This is a genomic window from Yoonia litorea (assembly GCF_900114675.1).
GTDB lineage: Bacteria > Pseudomonadota > Alphaproteobacteria > Rhodobacterales > Rhodobacteraceae > Yoonia > Yoonia litorea.
On the sequence record NZ_FOZM01000001.1, the window covers coordinates 1,229,333 to 1,249,142 of the forward strand.

Below are 19,810 nucleotides of genomic sequence, written 5' to 3' on the forward strand. Positions count from 1 at the left end.
TTAGTCTTCCAGTATCCAAGTGTCTTTTGTGCCGCCGCCCTGGCTTGAGTTCACCACAAGGCTGCCTTCGGTCAGTGCAACGCGGGTCAATCCGCCGGGTGTGATGTTCACACCTTCCGGCGAGACAAGCGCGAAGGGGCGCAGGTCAACGTGACGCGGCGCCAGACCGCTTTCGGTAAAGATCGGCACGGTTGATAGCGAAAGCGTAGGTTGCGCGATGTAGTTCGCAGCATGCGCTTTCAGCTTGTCGGCGAATTCTGCCAGCTCCTTTTTGCTCGCGGCCGGTCCGACAAGCATCCCGTAGCCACCGGAGCCATGGACCTCTTTGACGACAAGCTCTGACAGATTATCCAAAACGTAAGCCAGTGTATCCGACTCGGAGCAGCGGAACGTCTGCACATTCTTCAGGATCGCCTTTTCCCCGGTGTAAAACTGCACAATATCAGGGATATAGCTGTAGATCGCCTTATCATCGGCAATCCCTGTGCCCGGCGCATTTGCAATGGTGATGTTGCCGGCGCGATAGACGTCCATGATACCCGGAACACCCAGCATCGACTGCGGGTTGAAGGTCAAAGGATCAAGAAAATCATCGTCGACGCGGCGGTAGATGACATCAATGCGCTTGTATCCGCGGGTTGTCCGCATCGCGATATGCCCGTCAACGACACGCAGATCGTGCCCCTCAACCAGTTCGACCCCCATTTGATCAGCAAGGAAGCTATGCTCGTAGTAGGCCGAGTTATGAATGCCAGGGGTGAGTACGGCGACGGTTGGTTTTCCCTCGCAAGACCGCGGCGCACATGCCGCAAGCGAGCGTCTGAGGGATTTGGGGTAATCGCTGACCCGCTGCACTTTGATCTTGCTGAAAAGCTCAGGGAACATTTGCAGCATCGTTTCACGGTTCTCAAGCATATAGCTGACGCCTGAGGGTGTCCGTGCATTGTCTTCGAGGACGTAAAAATCATCAGGTCCGGTGCGCACGATATCCGTGCCGACGATATGCGTATAGACATCCCCGGGCGGGATAAATCCGATCATCTGAGGCAGAAACGCATCATTCTGCTGGATCAGTTCAATCGGTAAAATGCCGGCTTTCAGGATTTCCTGACGATTGTAGATGTCATGCAGAAACGCATTGATCGCACGGACACGTTGCTCGATCCCTTTGGCAAGCTTTGTCCATTCATAGTTTGATAAGATGCGTGGCACCAAATCAAACGGGATCAGGCGTTCTTCCGCGTCAGCCTGACCGTAGACATTGAATGTGATCCCGGTTCGGCGAAAGAAAGCCTCGGCCTCTTGAGCTTTACTCTGCAGGCGCGTTGCATCCTGCGCACGGAACCATTGATCATAGTCCCCGTAAGGACCGCGAGCGATGCCATCTTCAGACATCTCATCAAAAAAGCGCATGTCTTTTATCATGACTGAAAGGTAAATCAGATTTCAGTAAGTGCAACGCGATTGATATAAATCACAACGTTTAGTTGAGCATCAGTGGCCAAATGCCTAAAAACGCGGCATTATTTTGCAAGGACCAATTCGGCTTTCAATCCGCCCAAGCTCGCGCTTTCCCCTAAACGCAACACACCGCCATGACTTCGCGCGATATCGGCGACGATTGAAAGGCCAAGCCCGACGCCACTTCCCTTGTCCTGATTTCGCGCGGGATCAAGCCTGACGAAGGGACTAAGAGCCTCTTCGTAACGGTCAGGGGGAATCCCGGGTCCGTTGTCCTCAACTGTGAACCTGACGGCGCGGTCGGTCACGCTGATACCGATCTGGGCTTTTGTGCCATAGCGCAGAGCGTTGCCAATCAGGTTATCCAATGCGCGGCGGACCGCCAGCGGACGCATGCTGACAGGATCATCGGGGCCTTGCATCGGCAGCAGTGTGACGTCCTGATCCATCCGCAAGGCATCCGCCAAGACCAAATCCGCGATCTCACTGGGGCGGACTTTCTCGGCGACGTTGCCTGCATCACTGCGCGCAAAATCCAGAAACGCGTTCAGGAGCCGTTCCATGTCATCAACATCCCTGAGCAATGGCGCGGCCTCCTTTTCGTCAATCATCGAAAGCCCAAGGCGCATTCGGGTGAGGGGTGACCGCAGATCATGGCTCACGCCTGAAAGCATCATCGTGCGCGACTGCGCCTGCCGCTCCAACCTGTTGCGCATATCAAGGAAGGCCGTTCCAGCCGCCCTGACCTCAACTGCCCCTGTCGGTGTGAACGGGGTGATCCGGCCCTTGCCGTAGTCTGTGGCGGCACGGGCCATGCGCTTGATCGGGCGCAATTGGTTGCGCAAAAAGAAATACGCAACTGCAGTCATGATCCCGCCGAGAACTACCATGATCACGAGCAGCTGATGCGGGTTGGAGGCCGACACCCGCTGTCTGCGAAAGGAAATCTCCATCGGACCATGCCGTGTTTCGGCCCAAAGCAGGACGCGCCGTCTGTCAGCAAGGCTCACCGTGATCAATGATGGCACGCCCTCTCGCAGGGTTTCGATCACCATGCTTCCGGTCAGGTCCTCAAAGGGTTTGATGTCCGCGTCGAGCACCTGATCTGCTGGTAACTCTGTCTCAATCTCAAGAGGATCGCCGAGCTGTCTGACAGCCAGCAAAGCGGCGTCTGCTGTTTCTGCGGCGTTTGCAGTGTCGATCAGAAAACGCAATTCGATATTCATCGCGCTTGTCATCAGGCGCGTCACACCATCAAAGTGGCGCTGAATAAACACAACAGAGACAAGCAATTGCAGAAACACGATCGGCATCACGAGAATAAGCGCAGCACGGGCATAAATCCCGCGCGGCATATAATTCTTGAGCCATCCAAACATAGCGCCAAGCTAACCTCAGCGTCTGACAAGCGAAAGAGCCTGCGATGACAGATGCCGTTGTCTATGGGGAACCGACAAGCGTTGCGTCGGGCGTTGCGCGGATCATTGCGCCCAACCCCTCCCCCATGACCCACTGGGGCACAAATACGTTTCTGGTCGGGACCGATGCGCTGGTTGTGATCGACCCGGGCCCGATGCTGGAAGCGCACCATACCGCGATCACAAAAGCTGTATCCGGCAGACCGGTGACGCATATTCTGGTCACGCATAGTCACTTGGACCATTCACCGCTCGCCAAGCGGCTCTCGGACGATCTTCGCGCACCAATCTGTGCCTTCGGTCCAAGCGGCACGGGGCGGCGCCCCATTATGCAGGAACTGGCTGATGGTGGGATGATTGGTGGTGGCGAGGGCGTTGATCCTGATTTCGCACCACATGTGCTTTTGCGGGATCGTGACACGATCGAGACTGGCGCGGGGCAAATCACGGCAATCCATACGCCGGGTCACTATGGAAACCACATGAGCTTCCAGTGGCGTGACCTTGTTTTTTGTGGGGATCACGTGATGGGATGGGCGAGTTCGTTGGTGTCACCACCGGATGGCGACCTTTCGGATTTTCTTGCATCCTGCGACACGCTGGCCAGGTGCGACGCAACTCGTTTTCTTTCAGGGCATGGTGATGCGATCCTCGACCCGGTCGCGCGTCTGGATTGGCTTGTTCAACACCGTCAGTCCCGGACGGATGCAATCATGCACCTCCTTCAGGGCGGACCGGCCTCTGCCGCTGATCTCACCATCAAGATCTATCATGACACCCCCGCCGCGTTGTTGCCTGCGGCGGAGCGGAACGTCCTCGCCCATCTGATTTATTTGACCGAGCAAGACCGCATCAGGCCAATCGCAGATCTTCATGCAGGGGGATCGTTTCGCCTGAATTGACGGGAGCCGATGTCGCAAAAAATTCTTTCGCGAAAACGTCGCAAAAGGCTCTGGACGAGGTGGAATCGCATTGCTATACGACGCCTCGTGTTCCGACGTAGCTCAGCGGTAGAGCAGTTGACTGTTAATCAATTGGTCGTAGGTTCGATCCCTACCGTCGGAGCCAAAATCACCCTTGAGAGATTTGGCGATCAGGCTTCAAGCCCACACACGGCGTGCTGTTGCTCTGGCGGCTGGCACCTTTCAATTCCGCGACATCCCTGAGCGGTGATCAGAACTCTTCCCAGAATGACTCATCCCGTTTTAAGGCGGCCTGACCTGATACAGCGGTTTGACCTGCTGGTCTTTGCGGTATTGCGTCGGTATCGCTTCTGTGCGCTGCCGCATTCAACTCCTCAGCCGTATCTTGTGCGAATGCGTTAAGGGTTTTCGTCCCGCCTTCCAGTTTGAAGCCACGGACCAGATCGATTAGCTCTCGCGAGTCGCCGTTGAGAGCGTGGCTTGAGGCGGTCTGTTCCTCCACCATCGCCGCGTTTTGCTGTGTGACTTTATCTAACTGGGTCACACCGATGTTGATCTCGCCAAGGCCGATGGATTGTTCCTCGGCACCAGAGGCGATGTCACCGATCAGTTCCGATATGTGATCAATATGGCTTGCGATCCGTGTCAGGACCTGCCCTGCTTCACCAACCAGTTCGACACCATCGGTCACCTGATGCGCACTTTGACTGATTAGCGCCTTGATCTGTTTGGCCGCCTCTGACGATCGTTGCGCCAATGCGCGCACCTCAGATGCGACAACGGCAAATCCACGCCCTGCCTCACCGGCTCTGGCAGCTTCGACGCCTGCATTTAGCGCCAGCAGATTTGTCTGAAAGGCAATGTCGTCAATCACGCCGATAATCTTGGAGATTTCCTCGGATGAAGCCGCGATATCGTTCATGGCCTGAACTGCGCTCTGTACGACGGGCTTGCTGTCTTCTGCGTCTTTACTTGCATCGGTCACTCGTGATGCGACCTCTTTTGCGCCGCTGGCAGCCGATCTGACGCTTGCGGTCATTTCGTCAAGTGCAGCAGCGGTTTCTTCAAGCGTTGCGGCCTGATTTTCTGTGCGCCTTGAAAGATCGTCGGAGGCCTGGCTCATGCTTTCTGCGCGGCTTCTGACATCGCCTGCACGATCAACCAGAGACCCAAGGGTCGCGTTCAGAGTGTCGACGGTCTCGTTGAAATCCTGCCTGAGTTGATCGTAATCCCCGTCAAACCTCGTCGTGATGCGATGCGTGAGATCGCCATCAGAGAGGTGTTTGAGTGCCTCGCTCAAACGGTCGACGATCTTTCTCTGGGCATTTTGCAGCGCCAGCCGTTCATCCTCTGCCGCATCGGAGGCGCGAAGCTTGTCGCGAAAATCAAGCAAGGCATTGGAGAGAACGCCGATTTCATCTTTGCGGTCTTTTTCGTCCAAAGTGATTTCGTAGTCCTTTTCAGAGACTTTGCGCATCGCAAGGCTCAACCGGCTTAATGGTGTGACAAACGCCCGCGCCGCCAGCCAGCCGACAAAAATACTAACCCCTGCCGCTAAAAGCGTAACGATGATCATCTTGTTTCTGACGGCGGCAATGGGTGCGTTGACCTCTTCAACGGTCATTTCGCTGATAAGCCCCCATTGCCTGTCGAATACGTCCACGAGACGTGAAAGTGTATAGACGGTTTCACCAGACAGGTTTTCCGAACGGGTCATCGCAAGCGTATCCGGGCGCAACGCTGCATCAGCGTGCCTCAGATCGCTCACATCAGCCAACGTCTGAAAACCATCCGGAAATCGCGACGCGCTGCGTGTCAGAAGGTCGGGACCAATCAGATAAACCTCACCCGTCTCGCCAAGCCCAAGTGGGTTCGCGACGATCCGCGCGATGAGTTCAATTGGGATCTGGACGGCCACAACGCCAAGTGTCGCGCCGGTTTCATCGACAACAGGTGTCGCGACAAAGCCTGCAGGCGCGTTCAGACTTGGCGCATAAGGAGTGAAATCGGCGAAATAAACCTGACCTTGCAGCCCATCGCGCGCGCGCACAAAAACCTCGGCCAGTCCCGATGATGCAAAAGGCCCGTTAACAAAATTCGTGGCGTAATCGCTTTCCTTGTAAACTGAATAGATCAGATCCCCCTGCCCGTTGAACAAGAAGAAATCATAAAACCCAGAAGAATCCTTAATATCGCGAAAGTGCGGGTGAAAGCGGGCGTGTTGAAAATGGTATGGGATCGGCTCCGGCGCCTGATCATAGAGATCTTTTGCACCCGCGGGATTTGGGTTTTCGTTAATATAGGCCGCTTGCAAACCATCTGGATCGATCATGAGGCCGTAAGCGCTGTCGAATGCAGAAACAGCGGCCACAACAGTCGGGTCCGATCCATAACTGGCCACCTGCCTGCCAAGGTTGTCGAACCAAACCTCCAATCCTTCGGCACGGCTTTCGCTGATCACGCGAAACGCCCGCGATGTTTCTGCCTGAATATTGTCTTCGAAATCTTCATAGCTGATGAAAGCAATGCTCAAGCTCGACGCAAGACACAGCAAAACAATCATTGCAGGGAGTTTTCGCGCGATTGGGAGTTTGGAGAGAAATTGCATACCAGCCTCGAACAACGGTTTCCGGCGGCAGGATTAGACGCAATGGTCTTAAAATCGGTTTAAACGAGGGGTCGAATTTGAGTGGTGCGCAATTTGCCTTGCGACATGCGGGAAGTGCTACTCGACAGGTGTCTGGGTGCTTTCTTCGCTTTGGCTCAAGATGCTCTGGGCCTTTGCTATGTGGCTCTGCATCAATGCGACATCTGCGTCACGCGCCGCAGATTGCGCCTTCAAAAGAGTTGCGCGCAGATCAGAGAGTCCCACCACGGCGGCAATACCGACAAGCTGATGCAGGTGTTCGGCATTGGTGCACTCACGGTCACTTGTTTTCTCAGTATTGAGTTTTTCAAGACCACGCTTGATTTCCATCCGTGCCCTGCGCGTCAGTTGGGTCGCTGCGTCTTCACCGATCATCGCGACCAGCTCCTTGCGTGTGTCTGCAAGTGTTTCAGCTTGGGCATCCTCGCCCACATCAACCTCTGAGAGGCGTGGGATCTGCTCGATCAGGACCTGACGCAATCGCGCTTTGCTGATTGGTTTGACGATCACGTCCGCCATGCCGGCTTCACGGAAATGCGCGATATCTTCAGGCAAAGTATGCGCCGTCATAGCCACAATCGGTGTCTGGCTATTGAGCCCGGCATTGGCGCGGATTTCGGCAGCCGCTTCCAAACCGCTCAGGCCCGGCATGCTGATATCCATGAAGATGACATCAAAAGCCTTTGCCTTCGTCCAGTCGACGCCAGCGCGGCCGCTGACCGCCTCAATCACGTTGCACCCGAGGGTTTTCAACATTTCAAAAGCGACGAGCCTGTTGATTTGATTGTCTTCAACCAACAGCACATCACAGAGTATTTCTGACACGCCGCCATCCAAGGCATGATCGGCAAATTGCCGTGATTTGCTTTGAGGCAGTGGAAGGCGCACCCAGAAAAGAGACCCCTCGCCTTCCTCGCTTTCAACGCCAACTTCGCCACCCATAATGGTACAGAGGCGTCTGACAATCGCGAGGCCCAGACCGGTTCCTTCGACGGCGCGATCATAGCTGGCGTCAAGCGTGACAAAGTCTTCAAAGACGCGGTCCAGATCGTCGGATGCAATCCCCAGCCCCGTGTCAATCACTCTGATTTCGACGATATCGCTGCCCGGCAGTCTTTCCATTTCAACAAAAACACTGCCGTTTTCAGTGAATTTGATCGCGTTTCCGATCAGGTTCAGCATCACCTGTTCGATCCGTTCGGGATCACCCGTACAAGCGCCAACGTCATCGGTCAGCACTTTGAAATTCAGATCATTCCCGCGCGCGACGGCTTGCCCCTGAAGCGACCGCACAACGTTTGCAATCGTTTCGGCCGGAAGAAAATCGTCTTTCAGCGCCACATCATCGCCCGCATCGATACGGGAGATATCCAGCACCGAATTCACATGCCTGAGCAGCATCCGGCTTGAACTCTGCATGGCGCTGATGAAACGGCGCTGTTCGCTATTCAGATTAGAATCCGATAGCACTTCCAAGCTGCCGACGATCCCGTTGATCGGTGTCCGCATCTCATGGCTCATGACGGCCAAAAGATCGGCCTTCGCTTTCTCGCCGGCAAGTGCGTCGTCCCTTGCGGTGCGCAATGCCTCTTCAGAGGCTACGCGGTCCGAAATGTCCCTGACAAATGACACGAAAATTTCGCCTTGCGTGCTGACGGCTGAGGATGTCGCGACTTCTGCGGGAAAAATATCGCCCAGTTTCCGGCGTGCCTGAACCTGTCTGATACCGGAATTCGAAAACCAATTGACGGATTTCTTGGAAAACTTGGCGCCAGACGATTGGCCTTGCGGTGCCAAGAACAAAGCGCGCATACGCCGACCGATTGCCTCAGACTTGGTATAGCCGAATATCTGTTCTGCCGCGCCGTTGTAGTCCAGGATCACGCCATGCCGGTCCGTCACGACAACGGCATCAAGCGCAGTCTCAACGACCGCGCGAAGCCGATCCTCTGCGGCGGACAGTTCTGCAGTCGACCGCCTGATCTGGACGAGCTGCAAGAGAAGTGCCGCCAGAATGACCAAAACAAGCCCGATGAGCGATGATGCGATAAGCGCCAATTCGAACATGACCGCTGACACACGCTGCCGACGGTCAAGCGCCAGTTGTGAGTATTCCTGAATGCCTTCCAGCGAGATAAAGCGCAGTGCCGCGCTAAAATCCCTGACCTCATCGTGCAGCAATGCCACGCTACGGGCCAATTGGTCATCTGGTCCGTCAATAATCGGCAGTATGCCGTCAAGGCCATCACTGACAGTCCGGATCGCGTTGGCCACTTCTGGTCTGTCACGCATGCTTTGAAAGACAGATCCAGATGACAGTATGCTGATACGGGCATAGAAAATATCAAACTGCCGTCTGATCACTGCAGTATCGATGGATGATTGATCGTTTCGTGCATCGTTCAGCGTCACCAAAAGCTTGAGCGCTTCGACCTCGGACTGGGCCAATGCCCACTGGCTGCTTTCAGCATTGGCGATTGCCAGTCTTTCGATTTCTCTCGTCGCGTCATTGCCAACGCGCCACAGACCGAACATCGACGTGATCAAAGCGGCAGCCACGACAAGATTGACCAGAACCCTGAAGTTGGTCGTAGTCCTCGGACCCTTAAAAAGTAGCGATTTGCTCAGACCGACCAATCATTGGCCCTTTTCAAACCGGATGCGTTCGAGTTGCCAGATGCTCCGCGAATGTGCGACCTCTGTCTGAAAGTCCTCAGAGGAATCATAGGGATAGACGATCCAGAGCGGGCCCTTGTCGCGCAGTTTCATAAACGCACCATTGCGCTCAAAAGCGATGATGGGCCCGTCCTGACTGGCTTCATCAACGGGAATGGACACGGAATAATCATTCACAGCAGTTGCGACCATGGTTCCGCTTTCCACGCCAAGATGGTCAAGAAAGTCCGGCAAGGGCACACCACGGAACTGCTGCAAACCATCGGTCCAGATGGTCGTCGTTTCGAATGAAACCGTACCAATTTCATCAAGATCTTCGATACTGAACGAAAGCGGCACACCCAAGCCGTCAACGGTCAAGACAACTGTTTTCTGCTCACCCGCAGAGGCCGCAGACCCGGCCAGGATCGCCAAACTGAGCACAAACGCTGAAACTACCGAATTCAAGAGGCCGAACACAGGCGTCCCTTTCACGTGATACGTCTTCCCAACAAGGCCTTGATCAAACGAAGGTGTCGTCCAAGTCAACCGCCTGAAGGTCAGTTTAGCATAATTCGTCGAAAGTCGCAGTGATCTTTGGGATATACGGCTACCACCCCTTAGCGCGTGGCGGTTCTTGCACCTTGCGTTTATGCCAAATTGGTCCGACTATGGTGGTAAGGGCAATTTGGTGCTGTCTGCACCTGAACAAAAACAACAAAAAGCATAGACGCATGCATATACTTCTTGCTGACGACCATGATCTTGTGCGCGACACGCTGGCGATGTTTATCAGTGCAGAAGACGGATCAGAGGTGACAGCAGTCAGTTCGGTCAATGAAGCGATCGACGCCCTTGCCAATATCAACAACTGCGATCTCGTTCTGCTTGATTACAACATGCCCGGGACCGATGGGCTGGCCGGGCTGAACGCCGTGCTGGAAGCATCAGGCGATGTGCCTGTGGCGCTGCTTTCGGGTGATGCGACACCAGCCATTGTTGATCAGGCGATTGCATCAGGCGCCGCTGGCTTTGTCCCCAAGACCTTGGGCGCAAAGTCAATGATGACCGCGATCAAGTTCATGGTGGCTGGCGAAATCTATGTGCCGTTTGACTATACTCAGCAGGCCGCAACACCTGCCATCGAAGGTCTGACAGCGCGCGAGACGCAAGTTCTCAAAGGGTTGTCCAAAGGTCAGTCGAACAAGGAAATCGCCCGTGATCTCGATCTGCAGGAAGTGACGATCAAACTTCATGTGAAAACACTCTCGCGAAAGCTTGGTGCAAAGAATCGCACACACGCAGCGATGATCGCGCGCGACCGCAACCTGCTCTGATTAAGAGCAACCAGCGCACCTCCCCCATCTGACGGATAGCCAAATGATTAACCTGACCTGCTTTAAGGCCTATGATGTACGTGGCAAAATCGGCGTCGATCTTGATGAAACGATCGCCCGCGCCATTGGCTATGCTTTTGCAACTGTGTTGCGCCCAAGGACAGTTGTCCTGGGACACGACTGCAGACCTACCAGCGCGAACTTGCGCGACGCACTTGCCGCGGGTCTTACGGCGCAGGGCGTCAAGGTGCTTGATATCGGTCTTGCCGGTACCGAAGAGGTCTATTTCGCGACCAGCCATCTTGAAGCCGACGGCGGGATTGAGGTCACAGCCTCGCATAATCCCATTGGTGACAACGGCATGAAATTTGTCGGCTGTGAAAGCCGCCCTTTGAGCGAAGACCAGTTTGATGCGCTGAAAGTCGCGACAGCAAAAGCCATGCAATCCGAAATCAGCACGTCAGTTAACAGTGAGTCTGTTTCTGTCCGTGATGTCTTCGCCGACCATCTTGTCTCGCTTGTTGACCCGAAACATCTGCCTGAACTCAAGATCGTAGCGAACGCCGGGAATGGCGTTGCCGGGCCGGCCTTCGATGCCATCATCGACCGGCTGCAGTCTCAAGGTGCCAAGCTGGAGGTCATCCGCGTCAACCACGCGCCGGACCCAAGCTTTCCAAATGGTATCCCGAACCCGCTACTTCCTGAGAACCGCTCAGCCACGGCCTCTGTCGTGACGGCAGAAAATGCGGACCTCGGCATTGCTTGGGATGGTGATTTCGACAGATGTTTCTTCTTTGACCACACCGGCGCATTTGTTGATGGCGAATATATCGTGGGCCTGTTGGCCTCGGCGTTTCTTGCGACCCTGCCCGGAGAGACGATCGTCCATGACCCGCGCGTGATCTGGAACACCCAAGACCAGATTGAAAGACATGGTGGTGTGGCCCAAGTGTCGCGCACCGGCCATGCACACATCAAGCGGACTATGCGTGAGGTCAATGCTGTCTACGGCGGCGAAATGTCAGCCCATCACTATTTCAGGGATTTCATGTTCTGCGACAGTGGCATGCTGCCGTGGCTCAAGGTGATCGCGCTGATGGGGCAGACAGGCAAAAGCCTCGCAGCACTTGTCAGCGAAATGCAGGCCCGTTTCCCGTCTTCTGGCGAGATTAACTTCACCATTCCCAATCCAGCCGGAGCCATCGCGAAGGTCGAGGCCGCATTTGAAGACGAGGCGCTCAAAGTCGAACATTTCGACGGCCTCAGCATGGCGTTCGACAACTGGCGGTTCAACTTGCGCAGCTCATCAACAGAACCGCTCGTCAGGCTTAACGTCGAGACGCGTGGTGATGCCGCGCTCCTCAAAGAACGCACAGAGGCTTTGTCCGAAATGCTACGCGACGCATCAGCCTAGTCGAGACTTACGAAATCAAAGGAAGGAAGTGGCGGACAGACAGGGATTCGAACCCTGGAGACGGTCTCCCGCCTACACACTTTCCAGGCGTGCGCCTTCGACCACTCGGCCACCTGTCCGTGGGCGCGGTTTAGCCTTTTCCGCGCGTGAAGTGCAAGACCCTCTTCGGACAAATTTCACTAGACCAAGACTGTATCAAACCCGCCTTTCCGGCCTTGGCCCCTATCTGCGAGGACGCGGTGCCGGTGGGGGTTTGTCCGCGACAGGCTGGCGTGCGTAAAACGTAATATCCTCAGCGTAATACTGATAGCTGTCGGCGTTCTCGATAGCGAGATTGGGATCGTCCAGCGCCATGATCCGGCATTCGCTGCGCGAGTAACAATGGTCCTCTGTCCGCGCGACCGTCACGAAATGCGAGATTTCGTGAATGAGCGTGCCTTCCTGCGTGCCGAAGTCACTCCGCCGACTGCCCGGCCTCAGTTGTGCCATACGCGGCAGATCAAAAAATGATGGGCAAAGATGCATCCTGTAGGGCTGATCCGAATAGACGAAAGCATATTCACCAACCCCGCATCCGTCAGGTGAAATCTGATCGCATTGCGCTGTCACACGTCCACGACGCAGGGCAGCGACAATGGATTTGAGGCTTGCGCGGACATGTTCGGCCCGACGCTCCGAATAGGCGCCAAACCATCTTTGGTAGTCGTCGTCGTCGCGCACAGAAGCACCTGCTTTGACGACCATCTGTTTTGCTGCGTTCAACGACATTTCAATCGCTGTCGTTTCAGCCGGTGTGCAGCCGCGGAAAGTATCTGCAACTGCCGGTGATGCCGAGAGACCAATCAGAAGAGCAAGGACAAGACCGACGCGCATATCTATTCCAGATGCAAATAGACCCGCCGGTTCTGGCGGCCCTTCTTTTCGATCTTGCCAAGGCGCACGGTCCCGATCTCTGAGGTATTGGCGACATGTGTCCCGCCACAAGGCTGCAGGTCTGCCGTCTCTGACCCCACACCAATGCGGATCAACCGGATTTTGCCTGATCCACGCGGCGGCTGAACCGACATTGTTTTCACCAGGTCAGGTTGGGCATCGAGCTCTTCCTCGGTGATCCACTCTTCCGATACATCCATATTGCAAGCAATCAGGCGGTTCAGATCATCTTCGAGCGCGCCCTTGTCTTCGGGTGCCTCAGGCATGTCAAAGTCAAGCCGACCTTTTTCCGGCGCAATCGAGCCGCCTGATACGGGCAAGGGGATCACCACCGACAACAGATGCAGGGCCGTATGAACGCGCATGTGCCGGTAACGGCGGTCCCAATTGATGATCTGTTTCACCTCTTGTCCGACAGGCGGAAGCCCTGCCGGTTCTGCCGGGATCAGAATGATCGCATCCCCCTCGCCTTTCACGGCTGTCGCGATGGCGATCTCGCGGGTCCCCCAATGCAGTGTTCCGCTATCACCCGGCTGCCCACCGGAGGTTGGATAGAACAGTGAGCCATCAAGTATGATGCCGCCCTCTTCGGTGATCGCTGTGACCTTGCCAAAGGCCTCGCGCGCATAGGCATCCTTACGAAACAGCAGTTCGGTCATCAGGGTTACTCTTTCAGCACTTCGGGATTGCGCAGCCAGATATCGCGCTGCGCAAATGGGATTTCGATCCCAGCTTCGGCGAACTTCTTGGCGATTTCATGGTTCATCTCGGATTTCGCCGCCAGGACATAATTGACGTCGCGCAGGATGGCACGGATTTCAAAATCAAGGGAATCCGCACCAAAGCCTTGGAACAGGATTGCCGGCGGCGGATCGGCAACGACAAGCGGATGCGCCTCTGCCACGTCTTGCAGGATTTTCGTCACCTTCTCGGTGTCGGTGCCGTAGGCAACACCCACCGGAACAATCACGCGCCCGACAAGGTTGCCACGCGTCCAGTTCGTCACCTGTCCGCTGACCAGATCAGCATTCGGAATAATCACGTCACGTCTGTCAAATGTCTCGATCCGTGTGGAGCGGACCGAAATTGCACGCACGTATCCCATCTGGCCGCCAACTTCGATCCAGTCGCCTTCTGAAACAGGACGCTCGATCAGCAGGATGATCCCCGACACAAAGTTCGACACAATATTCTGCAAGCCAAAGCCGATCCCCACAGACAACGCGCCCGCGACAATCGCAAGGTTGCTAAGGTCAAGCCCTGCACTTGTGATGGCAAAGATCGCGGCAAGCACAATCCCCACATAGCCAAAGCCAGCGACCACCGCGTTTTGCGCGCCAAGATCAAGACGGGTGCGCGGCAGGACGGACCTGCGCAACATGCCTTGAATGAAACGCGTCAGCAGGTAGCCAAAGACAAATACGAAGGCAAAAAGCAGGAAGTCCGTCGGCGAAAGCCTTGTTTCACCAATCGAAAATCCTTCCTGAAACCGTGCCCAAAGCTCAAGCAGGTCATCGACCCGTGCACCCCAGATCAATGCAAAAAGCGGAAGGCTCAGCATATAAAGAGTGAATGTCACGAAAACCGGCAGCAGCGCATAAAGCCCGCGGTCTTCTTCATCTTCAGGTGGCTTTTCGAGCAGATCATGGCTGATCCGCTGAATCAGAAACACCACAGCAATCAGACCAAGCGACAGGATTGACGCCGACATCAGATTGACGGCGGCAAAATTGAAACCGATGGCCCCGATGGCGGGCGACAGGATCGCGACCACTGTGCAATACCGCCCGATCAGTCCGCGCGACCGGCCTGCAGCGGGCACACCGTCATCGTTGCTTTCAGGAGGTGTCTGGATGACACGACCCAGCAGCCAAAGCAGGATGCCCAGGATCACCAATACGGGCCACTCAGATGCTGCTGTCGCTGCCTCCGACATCTCCATGGTCCGCAGACCAGCAGACACCAGAACCGAAATCGCAAGAACCCATGCGATCGTCAGCGTATAGCGGCGACCAGCGGCACGCGTGGCTTCATCGTAGCTGAGATAGCCCCCCTGCGCGCCCAGCGGAAAAACATGGCGCGACACCCACCACCCGAAAACAGCACAGAAACCGGCCGCCGGGATTGCATCCACCATGTCAGCGCCACGCAGGCCGAAAATGCCCAGTTGCTCAAGACCTTCAGTCAGGGCAACCAGCCCCAGAAGAGGCACCGCAATCTGCACGAATGACACGGTAAAGCGCATCAAAGGCACCCAGCGTCCCTGCCGGGCCGAGAGTGAGTTGCGCCAGCGCGTCATGTAATTGCGCCCGACTGAAACAAGCAGCAGGCCGCCAATGAAATAAAGTGCTGCACGCGGCAGGACCTTGATCAGATTGCCAGTGTCCAGACCAACGCCAATACCAACAGCAAGCTCTGTGCCCACCACAGCGAACAGGTTCACAACCGCTCCAACAGCTTCAGCAATCGCCGTCGGCTGCAAAGGTGTTGGCCCGCGTTCTGTCAGCTCTTCTGTTTCGCGTTGCAGGACGCGCGCATCGAATTCCCTGATCAACCCGTCAGCGCGCGCATGTGCTTCTTCGGCCAAAAGACGGGGCGCAATGATATTCTGCCGTTGTTCTTCAAGTTCGGCCCGGCGGTCTGCAACAGACGGGGCTTCCTCGCCGCTTTCGGGAACCGGGCCAAGTGCCGCGATCTGTGCATCAACCGTGGCAAGCCGACCTTGATTGGCATCGGCCTCCGACAAAAAGAAATCCCGCCAGAACACCAGCTCTGCCCGCAACCGGCTGATGGCAAAGAGCGACGCATCCTCGTTGGACGCCAACGCTTCGGCACGTTCGGCAAGCTGCGCAAATTCATCGGGCTGGACCTCGCCACCCTCTGTTGGTGTCGCATCCTCTGGGATTGCTACCTGAGGCGCGGCCTCGTCAGATGTTTGGGCCGTTTCTGTCGTTTCTTCCGGTGCGTTCTGGGCAACGGCACTCACTGGCGCACCAGCAAGAAACAGGAGCACCCAAAGAACGCGAAGGCAGCGCGCGATCATACGTCCTCAAAAACAGTGGGGACGTTCACGTCCCTTTCCAGCCAAGCCGGAACAGGCAGATCCTTGCTGCGCAGAAATTCTGGATTGAAGATCTTGGATTGATAGCGCGTGCCATAGTCACAAAGGATCGTCACAATCGTATGTCCCGGCCCCATATCGCGCGCAAGACGCATGGCCCCGGCGATGTTGATCCCGGTCGACCCACCCATGCAAAGCCCTTCGTTCTCAAGAAGGTCAAAGATAATCGGCAGCGCTTCTGCGTCAGGAATTTTGTAAGCAAAATCAGGCGTAAAGCCTTCAAGGTTCGCCGTGATCCGGCCTTGTCCGATACCTTCTGTGATGCTGTCTCCAGACGGTGGAACCTCGCCGGTGAAAAGCTTGTAGAGACCGGAGCCGTCAGGATCGGACAAACCGACCTTCACCCCTTTGGGCTGCAGATACGCACCCACACCAGCCAGCGTGCCGCCGGATCCGCAGGCACAGGTGAAGCCGTCAACCTTGCCGCCTGTCTGTTCCCAGATTTCTGGTGCCGTTGTTTCGATATGGGCCTGCCGGTTTGCGACATTGTCGAACTGGTTGGCCCAGATCGCGCCATTGGGTTCGGTCTTGTTAAGCTCGGCTGCAAGGCGCGCTGAGTATTTCACATAGTTATTCGGATTGGCATAGGGCACCGCGGGAACTTCGACCAATTGCGCACCTGCGACGCGGATCATGTCCTTCTTTTCCTGACTTTGCGTCTCAGGAATAACGATGACGGTCTTGAACCCCATGGATGCACCGACAAGCGCCAGTCCGATGCCGGTATTTCCCGCTGTCCCTTCGACAATTGTTCCACCAGGCTTCAAGTCGCCTCGCGCAATGGCATCCTTGATCATAAAGAGCGCCGCGCGATCCTTGACGGATTGACCGGGGTTGAGGAATTCCGCCTTGCCAAGAATGGTGCAACCTGTCGCCTCCGAGGCGGCACGCAGCTTGATCAATGGCGTGTTGCCGACTGCATCGGCCAAATCGTTACGAATGGTCATCTCTCGCCCCTAAACTCTCCGCTTACAGGTGTAGGCGTCGCGCCAGCAAGGATCAAGGTGCGCCCCCGCGCAATCAGCCTGCGTGGTCCCGAAACCGATCACGGTTGCGTTCCAACCAGTAAATCAGGTGCAATGCGGGTGCTGTCGCAATCTCGCCGGTATCTGCCAGTCGCAGCGCTTCGGCGTAATCGACGGGGTGCAAACGCAAGTCTTCGGCTTCCGAATCCAACCCGCCCAGATAGGGCGTCTGATGAGGTAAATCGCAGAGCCCCAGAAACGTGTAGAAATAGTCGGTCACGTTTCCCGGTGAGATATAAAAGTTGCCGGCAGGATGCAGAGTGACATCTGTCAGACCGGCTTCCTCCTCAGCTTCCCGCAGTGCTGCTCCTTCAGGGGTTTCTCTGGCATCAATGATGCCTGCAATCGGCTCCAGCATCCAAGGGTTCGGATCCTGCCTCAGCGCAGGGCCAATGCGGGTCTGTTCCACCAAAAGCACGCGATCCCGCTTCGGGTCATAGGGCAGCACGAATGTGGCATCGATCCCCCAGAAGGCCTCCCGCCGCAGGTCATCGGCCCGCGTGCCATCAAAGCGCCGGTGCGACATGTTGAAACTCTGGTAGCGAAAGAACTGCCCATGCGGCGGTGAAAGTGGCTGAAGCTGCAAGTCTCCGGTTTCGGGCTCATATCTGCGCGTTGCCGGTGCGGCGGACGCTCTGAATTTTGCCCACGCCCGGGCCTCGATCATTGGCCACATTGTTCGCAGCATGCCCTGATCGGGCAGAGGATCATGCGCGAAAAGCTCTTGCGCGGCCAGAACACCAGGCACTAGATGCCCCGCCTCCCAGCTGGTCAGTGACCAGGCGCCATCACCGGCCACCAAATCATCAGGCGGCATATAGACCAGGACGTCAACTGGACCGTCCTCGGTTGTGACCGTGACTGGCTCTGTCCGGTAGCCAAAAGCCCCTTCGTAAAGATCAAGCCGCGCGATCTGCTGATGCGTCAGGTTGCGCCAGATGACACCTTCTGCGCGTTGCCCATCAGATGCGGCACGGATGAATGGGACGACATTGCCCTTCAGCGGAAAGACGGCAAAACCCTCAAGATATGCGGTGACTGGATCAAGTGGTCCGTCTCCTGCCACAGCCGCCATCAGCGCAGTGGAGCGCAACGTCCCGTAAACAAAAAGGTCCATGCTCTAGGGAAACCGCTGGCCGACAAATTCGGTCATCCAGGCGCAAATCATGCCGCCCACAATAACCGTGACGATCAGTGAGACGCTGTAAAATTGCACAGCATATTCGGCCATAAGGTTGAACGTGTCGATAATCGCCTCCGTCGGCCCGCTGTAGCGCAGGCGCATGGAGTTCTTGATCATCTGCTCAAAGGCAAGCGCGAAGACCAGACAAAACGCAATAGCGGCCCCTGCAGTCAGGCCAATCCCCGTGGCCGCGTTATAACCCCTGCCCGCCCGCGTGCCGCAGATACGCCAGCCGATAAAGATGCTGATGAGCAAAGCCGAAGGGAACCAGAAATCCGGTGGTCGGGACTCAGGAAAGAACGGGACCGCGAGTGTGGCGATATACCAGCCGAATAGTCCGAATATAACGGCTCCGGCGAGGCGTCCTGCTGTGGGCATCGGTTTACGTCCTCCGTCTGCCCCGCACGCGCCCCTTTGCCTTAGGCCGGACGCGTCACGGTGATCTGCGTTACGTCGCAGTTTCGGCTATCAAATGTCGCGGCACAAGAGGTCAGATAAAAATCCCACATCCGCTTGAAGCGTTCATCAAATCCCAAAGCGGCAACCTGATCCCACTTTTCGTTGAAAGTATCGTGCCACCGCCGCAGGGTCAGCGCATAGCTTTTGCCGAATTCTATCGACCCTTGCACGTCCATACCGGCCTGCTCAACCTGTTTGCGCAGGACAGACGGGCTCGGCAACATGCCCCCTGGAAAAATATATTTCTGAATGAAATCAACAGTTTTCCGGTAGCTTTCAAAGCGTTCATCCTTGACCGTGATGATCTGCAAGGTGGCATTCTTGCCAGGTTTCAGGCAGTCATGCACGGTCTTGAAATATGTGGGCCAGTATTGCTCGCCCACGGCCTCGAACATCTCGATGCTGGCGATGCCGTCATAGCGGCCCGTTTCATCGCGGTAGTCCTGCATCTTGATCTCGACCATATCGGACAAGCCCGCTTTGGCCATGCGCGCAACCGCGTAGTCATGTTGTTCACGGCTGATGGTCAGCCCCGTGACCTTAATCCCGCGTTCCTTCGCGGCATATTCCGCAAAGCCACCCCAGCCGCAGCCGATTTCCAGAACATGATCACCCGCTTTCGCACCCATCTGATCAATCATGCTGGCATATTTGGCCGTCTGCGCAGCTTCCGTGCTTTCCTGACCGGTCGTAAAGATGGCCGATGAATAGGTCATCGTGTCGTCAAGCCAGAGACTGTAGAAATCATTTCCAAGGTCATAGTGATAGCTGATGTTCTTGCGGGCCTGTGCTTTGGAGTTGCGCTGCATCCAGAACCGCAGACGCTCGTAGAACTGCACCAGCTTCTGTCCCGGAAACCCGTCATAGATATGTTCGGCCTCGTCGTGCATGAAATCCATCAGGGCCATCAGGTCCGGTGTCGTCCACCAGCCATCAAGATAGGCATCGGAAAACCCAAGATCGCCTTCGCGCACAGTGCGAGCAAAGACATCAGGGTTGTGCACATGGATTTCGGCCACATATCCGGGCTGTGATCCTTCGGCGCGGAAATGACGACCGTCCGGAAGGATCACATCAATCCGCCCTTTCTTGAGGTCTTTGGCTTGATCAAAGACCCGTGCAAAATAACGGGGCAGACCTGACTGGCCTTCGGTACTGGTCAAAATCATAGGCGTTCCTGTCGTCATCTTGATAGCGGTCAACCCATGCCGCGTTTACTCACTGTCAACCTAAC

15 protein-coding genes and 2 tRNA genes are annotated in these 19,810 nt (G+C 55.9%); 4 read left to right on the forward strand and 13 right to left on the reverse strand.

Annotation, left to right across the window (positions count from 1 at the left end):
* Together BM316_RS06450 and BM316_RS06455 are read right to left on the reverse strand one after the other, a co-directional pair.
* Nucleotides 1-1,413 carry a circularly permuted type 2 ATP-grasp protein gene (locus BM316_RS06450; protein ID WP_375342230.1) on the reverse strand — a complete coding sequence of 471 codons (1,413 nt, stop codon included), beginning with the start codon at nucleotides 1,411-1,413 and terminating at the stop codon, nucleotides 1-3.
* 110 nt (nucleotides 1,414-1,523) lie between these two features.
* A complete protein-coding gene (locus BM316_RS06455) occupies nucleotides 1,524-2,840 on the reverse strand; it encodes an ATP-binding protein (RefSeq protein ID WP_090205458.1) in 1,317 nt (438 codons plus the stop codon).
* A gap of 44 nt (nucleotides 2,841-2,884) precedes the next feature.
* On the opposite strand from BM316_RS06455, the gene BM316_RS06460 reads away from it, so the two are divergent.
* Both BM316_RS06460 and BM316_RS06465 read left to right on the forward strand, forming a co-directional pair.
* The gene (locus BM316_RS06460) at nucleotides 2,885-3,781 is read left to right on the forward strand and encodes an MBL fold metallo-hydrolase (protein WP_090205462.1); all 897 of its coding nucleotides are present in this window, start codon (nucleotides 2,885-2,887) and stop codon (nucleotides 3,779-3,781) included.
* A 91-nt stretch (nucleotides 3,782-3,872) separates the two neighbouring features.
* A tRNA-Asn gene (locus BM316_RS06465) sits at nucleotides 3,873-3,947 on the forward strand.
* A gap of 105 nt (nucleotides 3,948-4,052) precedes the next feature.
* On the opposite strand, the gene BM316_RS06470 is transcribed toward BM316_RS06465, so the two are convergent.
* The 3 genes from BM316_RS06470 to BM316_RS06480 form a co-directional block, all read right to left on the reverse strand.
* Entirely contained in the window at nucleotides 4,053-6,335 is a 2,283-nt protein-coding gene (locus BM316_RS06470) for a methyl-accepting chemotaxis protein (RefSeq protein WP_165606544.1), read from the reverse strand.
* 192 nt (nucleotides 6,336-6,527) lie between these two features.
* Entirely contained in the window at nucleotides 6,528-9,086 is a 2,559-nt protein-coding gene (locus BM316_RS06475; protein WP_090205467.1) for a hybrid sensor histidine kinase/response regulator, read from the reverse strand.
* Complete coding sequence (locus BM316_RS06480; protein ID WP_242649785.1) at nucleotides 9,087-9,599, reverse strand: putative pterin-binding protein; 513 nt, start codon at nucleotides 9,597-9,599, stop codon at nucleotides 9,087-9,089.
* A gap of 239 nt (nucleotides 9,600-9,838) precedes the next feature.
* Here BM316_RS06480 and BM316_RS06485 point away from each other — a divergent pair, with 239 nt between their 5' ends.
* Nucleotides 9,839-10,441, forward strand: coding sequence for a response regulator (locus BM316_RS06485; RefSeq protein ID WP_090207648.1), 603 nt, complete (start codon nucleotides 9,839-9,841; stop codon nucleotides 10,439-10,441).
* A 43-nt stretch (nucleotides 10,442-10,484) separates the two neighbouring features.
* Nucleotides 10,485-11,855, forward strand: a complete 1,371-nt coding sequence (locus BM316_RS06490) for a phosphohexomutase domain-containing protein (RefSeq protein WP_090205470.1) — start codon at nucleotides 10,485-10,487, stop codon at nucleotides 11,853-11,855.
* A gap of 29 nt (nucleotides 11,856-11,884) precedes the next feature.
* Here the strand turns inward: BM316_RS06490 and BM316_RS06495 are convergent.
* The 8 genes from BM316_RS06495 to BM316_RS06530 form a co-directional block, all read right to left on the reverse strand.
* A tRNA-Ser gene (locus BM316_RS06495) sits at nucleotides 11,885-11,974 on the reverse strand.
* 103 nt (nucleotides 11,975-12,077) lie between these two features.
* On the reverse strand, nucleotides 12,078-12,728 hold the full coding sequence (locus BM316_RS06500; protein WP_090205473.1) for a M35 family metalloendopeptidase: 651 nt from the start codon (nucleotides 12,726-12,728) through the stop codon (nucleotides 12,078-12,080).
* A 2-nt stretch (nucleotides 12,729-12,730) separates the two neighbouring features.
* On the reverse strand, nucleotides 12,731-13,447 hold the full coding sequence (locus tag BM316_RS06505; RefSeq protein WP_090205476.1) for an alanyl-tRNA editing protein: 717 nt from the start codon (nucleotides 13,445-13,447) through the stop codon (nucleotides 12,731-12,733).
* 5 nt (nucleotides 13,448-13,452) lie between these two features.
* A complete protein-coding gene (locus BM316_RS06510) occupies nucleotides 13,453-15,831 on the reverse strand; it encodes a DUF3772 domain-containing protein (RefSeq protein ID WP_090205479.1) in 2,379 nt (792 codons plus the stop codon).
* Nucleotides 15,828-16,856 (reverse strand): cysteine synthase A, encoded by a 1,029-nt coding sequence (locus BM316_RS06515; RefSeq protein ID WP_090205481.1) that lies wholly within the window; start codon nucleotides 16,854-16,856, stop codon nucleotides 15,828-15,830. The genes BM316_RS06510 and BM316_RS06515 overlap by 4 nt, the downstream gene beginning before the upstream one ends.
* Before the next feature lie 73 nt (nucleotides 16,857-16,929).
* A complete protein-coding gene (locus tag BM316_RS06520) occupies nucleotides 16,930-18,051 on the reverse strand; it encodes an NUDIX domain-containing protein (RefSeq protein WP_090205483.1) in 1,122 nt (373 codons plus the stop codon).
* A gap of 3 nt (nucleotides 18,052-18,054) precedes the next feature.
* Nucleotides 18,055-18,495 carry a TrgA family protein gene (locus tag BM316_RS06525; RefSeq protein WP_090205486.1) on the reverse strand — a complete coding sequence of 147 codons (441 nt, stop codon included), beginning with the start codon at nucleotides 18,493-18,495 and terminating at the stop codon, nucleotides 18,055-18,057.
* 41 nt (nucleotides 18,496-18,536) lie between these two features.
* Nucleotides 18,537-19,745, reverse strand: a complete 1,209-nt coding sequence (locus BM316_RS06530; RefSeq protein ID WP_090205489.1) for an SAM-dependent methyltransferase — start codon at nucleotides 19,743-19,745, stop codon at nucleotides 18,537-18,539.
* Between the last annotated feature and the right edge of the window lie 65 nt (nucleotides 19,746-19,810).